Here is a 4752-nt window from a genome sequence, read left to right as displayed (position 1 = left end):
AGACGGGCACGTGAGAGGAAATGCGCCGCCATCACGCCACTCCTGCCGACGCCGCATCGACTACGGGCCGCATCAGAACACCGATATGCTCCTCGCGCGGACCGAAGCGCCAGCGCGCCCGGTCGATCGGCAGATCCCGCCGGGTTTCGACGCGCTGCATGCGAATAGTGCCTTCAAGCCCGTCCCGGCGATAGGCGGCGTCGAGGGCAATGGTGGCCTCGCCCTCCCCACCTCCGATGAGGGCGCGGCGCAGCTCCGTCCGCGCCGGGGCCGCATCCTCCTGCGCATCATAGGCGGCCAAAGCTTGTGGCAGATCCGGCGCGTCGACGATACGGGCCGATGGCGGCAGGCTGAGGGGACAGGCCTTGCGGCCCGCACTGAGCACGAATTGCGGGCGCGCGAGCGCCTGTGCGATCTCGTCCAGATCGAAAGGCAGCTCGCTTTCCGCATCAGGCACGATGGCGGCGACAGTGAAGGCGGCATCAGTGAGATATGCGCGCTGCGACAGGATCGTATTGAGCTCCTCCTTCGGTAAGGCGAGCGCCGCGCGGCGCGTGGCGAAGCGCCGATTGCGCCGCGCCGGCGCGGTCTGCGTCGTGTGATAATCGACGAGCGGCGTGCCCGGCGCATCGACGCGTATGGCGAAGGCGAGACTGCGTGCGAGCCTATCCTGACGCGGATCGTCCCGGGTCAGGCCGAGCGCGGCTGCTACCATACCCGTCAGCGCCGAATGGCTCGGACGCGTCGCGCTTACCCGCCGCTCGCCCGGTGCGACGTCACCGAAGGCCATCAACGGTGCGGCCAGGGTAAAGACGAGAAACCCCGTCATCACAGCCCATCCGTCACGAAATTACCGATTTCCCTTATGGAACCGGAGCCGTCCGGGACGCTGAATGCGGCGGATGCCGGCGCGTCGTCGGGATAGGACCGATCGAAGGCGTCCTTCGTCCCTGCGAGCTTCCTGATTGATGCCGCGAGAAGATCGTTGGGCTGGGGATCAATTCGGTCGACCGGCTCGACGAAGGCGCCGGCAAGCGTGCGCGGCGCCCCGTCGCCCCGCTCCGCTAGCATATAGGAGGTGCGGGCATAGCTGCCGAAACTCTTGGCCTTGCCACGCGGCCCGACTGTGGCAGCCGCCGTCACGAGCGCCTCCAGCGCCTTGCGCGCCACACCGGCATCGCCGGCGAGATTCTCCAGAAGCAGCGCCCGGTCGATGCACAGGTACAGGTAGAACACGCCCGAACCAAAACCCGCCTCGCCGATAAACCCTGCCCCGGCATCCTCGGCGGACTTCTTGAGATCGTCGACTGCGGTATAATAGTCATCCTCCACCACCACCCGATGGGTCGTTACCGCATGCGCGACGGAGACCGCCGCCTCGCGGTTGAAATCGGGGTGGCTGGCGAGCATCCGCCCGAACATGGCGACATCCGCCGCGGTATCGCGCTCGGTCAGGACCATCGGCGCGATCTTGGCCAGATCGGTCTCGTCCGCGCCATCGGCGCGGGCATCGGCCAGCGCGAGCGCCTTCTCCTGCTCGCCGGGAGAGATGAAGGCGAGCTGTTCGGTGAAAGTGGGATTGGGATCATCCTCCTTCTTCAGCTTGCCGAAGATCGAGGCGATGTCACGCGCCACGCTGCGCGCTTTGGCGGCATCGCGGCCTTTCTCCAGAAGGTGCTTCTCGACGAGGGCGCCAATGCGCGCCGTGCGCTTGCCGAGATATCCGTCGAGCGCCTGCGCAAACGCATCCGACTCGCGCCAGGATCGCTTCAGAGCCTGCGACGACACCCGCAAGCGCGGATACCCGCCCATCACGGCCGTCTTCGGCCGCCCGGTATCATCCCGGTTGAGGTTGGCGGGCGGGTAGAATGTCAGCAGATGCAGCTGAATGAAGCGGTCGACAATGGAAGGCATGGGTTTTCCTCGAAACGATCAGGAAGCTGCGGGATCGGGCTGGCCGTCTTTTGTGCCAGGGCGCGCATCCGGATGCGCCGGCGCGGCGAAACCGGCCCCGTAATAGGCGAAGGCGAGATTGCGGCGCATTTCCTCGCGATCGAAATAGAAAACGGTTCGCGCCAGATCGACGACGTTCACCGTACCACCGAGGATCGCGATCGCCCGGCGGAAGGCGCGTGCAATCTCATCCTCGCCATCGGCGGCGACCAGACGCTCGAACCGCAACGGCTTGAGCGCAGCGCTCTCGCCGTCATTGAAATCAGTGCGCCCGATGGCGCGAGCGAAGGGTGTCCGCGCATCATCCGCGCGGATATGCGCGAGCAGGATGGCAAGCGTCGCCACGCGCGGCAGATCGCGCTGCGACAGACCCGGGCTCACCTTGCGCAGATCGCGAAACAGGCGAAACGTTGCCTCCTGCATGGCCGCTTCGAGTGGTGAGGCGCGTCGCAAACGGGAGAGGGCCGCACGCTCTCCGGGGCGGCGCGATTGCGCATCCGGTTGGAGCGAGCGCCACCAGCGACGCGCCATCGTCCCCACATCATCCGGGCGCGGCGCGGACTGATCGACCTTGGCATTCTGATCATCCTCGGCGGATGTTCCGGCTTCGGACATCGCATAGCTCCTCAAGCCGCTTGTCGGCGGTGATATGTTCAGGCGGCAGCTTTGCCGCTCATCTTTTTCTTGCCGCGCTTGCTTTCAGGCGGCGGCAGGCCGAGATACGCGAACAGTTTCCCGCCATCCTTGCCGTAGCCGCTGAGCAGCCAGACCAGGTTACGCCGCGCCGCGACCACCTTGCCCATATCGGCAAGTCGCCCTGATTGCGCGGAGAATGGCGCGTAGCGATCAAACAGATCATATGCGACCGGTTCGAGCGCCCGTTTTCGAAAATCCGCGCCCGCCACGGCTATCGCATCCGCGTCATGCGGATCTGCATCCAGCCGCGCGGCGAGGCTGGCCAGCGTATCGAAGAAGGCGCCCTGCGTGCGGTGTTGAAACGATTCCGCGACCGCATCAAGCCGCGCCGCGCCCGCATCGGCGATGGTCAGCGCATGGCGCAGATTGCGCAGCAGACTGCCGTTGACGAGATTGGCCGCCCCGACGAGATCGCGCGCGGCGTAGCCGAGGCGTGCATTGGCGTCGTCATCCGCGAGGATGAAAAGCGGAAACTGCGTCTCGACGAAACCGCGCGCCTTCATGTTGTCCATGTCGTAGCCGGCGGCCTTCAGGCGGGTTCCACCGGCACGCAGCGCTTGCAACCGGCGTCGTGCGGTCAGTACCGCCGGAGCGGGACGGCGCAGGTAATCGCTGCCTTCCGGCGTCAAGGCCAGATCGATCCAGTGGCGATAGGTGAGCCCGCCGGGCTGGGGATGGACATAGAGCCATTCGGTGCTGGTCGCCTTCTGGCGATACATCGGCGAGAGCGGATGACGCAGCGTGGCGTAATTCATGCCCCACGGCTTCGTGCGATAAGTGCGCACGCAGGTGGTAACAGGCTCCCCGGTGATGGCACAGGTCACGCCCTCTCCGCCGGCCTCGACATCCAGCCGGATGCGCCGGGGCATGCCCCAGTAGACTCCGCGCGGATCGACATCGTCTTCCCCCAAAGGCGGCTTCTTGCCCTCCGAGGTCCGGGTCGGGGCGAGCCAGGGGAAAATGCGCGGCAGGGTTTGCGGCGTGATTTCGGGTGCTTGCGCGGCAGCATTCTCCAGATTGAGCCACAAAAGATGCCACAGGGCCGGCTTGTCCGGCGGGGCGAGCACCAGCGTCGTCAGCGGGCCGCCGCCGCGCAGGGAGGTGCGGTGCCCCGCCCCGCCGCTCGGCGCATAGGCCTGCAATGTGAACAGCGCCATGGCCGCTGCCGGTAGCGACAGGGCGGGAAACCGTCCCCGCTTCTGGAAAAGATCGCCGTTGTTGCGTTCGGTATTCGCACCGGGCGCCTCGATCATCAGGCCGGAAACGCGAACCGCCTCGCCTGCGAAATCCTCGCAATCCTGCATGAAGCGGGGGCCGTCCCCGGTCAGTGCGAAGGCGGCGGCGAGGGGCGCGAAACGCGCGGCGAGTTCCTCGGAACCGGGCGGCGCCTGCCACCAGCCGCGCCAGGCGCGATCATCCTGCGGCTGACAGCTGCAGGCGAGCAGCCCGATCATGAACTCGACCGCCGCCGCATCGAAATCCGCCCTCCCCCAATCGAAGGCGATGACGGGATCCTCCGCGAGGCCCGACACGACTCCCGCCGGCGCAACCCATTCCCGCGCCCCCGAGAGCCGCCGCACCGGCAACCAGCGCTCGCTCAGCAGATTGAAAACGCCTTCAGCCATGAGCCCCCACGAATCACGCGCCTGCGCTGCAATCATGTTTGCCGTATCGGATCAGGATTGCAAGAATGTCAGACGGATTACACACAAAAGATTGTGGATGCGCGCACGATCCATCGCCGCGCATCCACGCTTCAAGAGCTTGCACCCAAAGGGACAGCTTGGTATGCTCACGTTTGTGAAGTTTGGTGTAGAATATTCGTCTATGGCGGCTCCATTTTGCACCTCCTTCCGCACCAACCGCGTCTGAGCTTTCCGGACACGGGACGCGGTACCTACCAGAGCCGACCGCTCCACGCGGTCGGCTGCTCCATGCGCTGCCATGATCAAGTTTAGGCGGTAAGAAGCATGTATCGACCATAGCAGATTATGAGAGACTATCGCGCTCAGGGCTCGAAGTCAACCCATGCTTGCACGCCCGGAACTCCCCTACCCCAGAAATCTGAGGAACGCTCGTACGCCGCTGTCGTCGAAACATGCG

4 protein-coding genes are annotated in these 4752 nt (G+C 65.6%); all 4 read right to left on the bottom strand.

Features of this window, described 5'->3' with window-relative positions; genetic code table 11:
- Positions 1–31 precede the first annotated feature (31 nt).
- The 4 genes from cas5e to casA are packed head-to-tail and all read right to left on the bottom strand — an operon-like array spanning position 32 to position 4274.
- Complete coding sequence (gene cas5e / locus VKP01_RS07610; protein ID WP_324411554.1) at positions 32–829, bottom strand: type I-E CRISPR-associated protein Cas5/CasD; 798 nt, start codon at positions 827–829, stop codon at positions 32–34.
- Entirely contained in the window at positions 829–1914 is a 1086-nt protein-coding gene (gene cas7e / locus VKP01_RS07605) for a type I-E CRISPR-associated protein Cas7/Cse4/CasC (protein ID WP_324411553.1), read from the bottom strand. Before cas7e ends, cas5e begins: the two co-directional genes overlap by 1 nt.
- Before the next feature lie 18 nt (positions 1915–1932).
- Positions 1933–2568, bottom strand: coding sequence for a type I-E CRISPR-associated protein Cse2/CasB (casB, locus tag VKP01_RS07600; protein ID WP_324411552.1), 636 nt, complete (start codon positions 2566–2568; stop codon positions 1933–1935).
- Between the two features lie 38 nt (positions 2569–2606).
- On the bottom strand, positions 2607–4274 hold the full coding sequence (casA, locus tag VKP01_RS07595; RefSeq protein WP_324411551.1) for a type I-E CRISPR-associated protein Cse1/CasA: 1668 nt from the start codon (positions 4272–4274) through the stop codon (positions 2607–2609).
- Positions 4275–4752 lie beyond the last annotated feature (478 nt).

It is taken from the genome of Saliniramus sp., assembly GCF_035311605.1.
GTDB lineage: Bacteria > Pseudomonadota > Alphaproteobacteria > Rhizobiales > Beijerinckiaceae > Saliniramus.
The sequence above is the reverse complement of the archived record's forward strand: the minus strand, read 5'-3'. Positions and strand labels throughout refer to the sequence as shown.

What these genes read in the sequence shown, in the direction of transcription:
- cas5e (WP_324411554.1), bottom strand. Translation starts at nt 829, where the DNA reads ATGACGGGGTTTCTCGTCTTTACCCTGGCCGCACCGTTGATGGCCTTC.
- cas7e (WP_324411553.1), bottom strand. Translation starts at nt 1,914, where the DNA reads ATGCCTTCCATTGTCGACCGCTTCATTCAGCTGCATCTGCTGACATTC.
- casA (WP_324411551.1), bottom strand. Translation starts at nt 4,274, where the DNA reads ATGGCTGAAGGCGTTTTCAATCTGCTGAGCGAGCGCTGGTTGCCGGTG.
- casB (WP_324411552.1), bottom strand. Translation starts at nt 2,568, where the DNA reads ATGTCCGAAGCCGGAACATCCGCCGAGGATGATCAGAATGCCAAGGTC.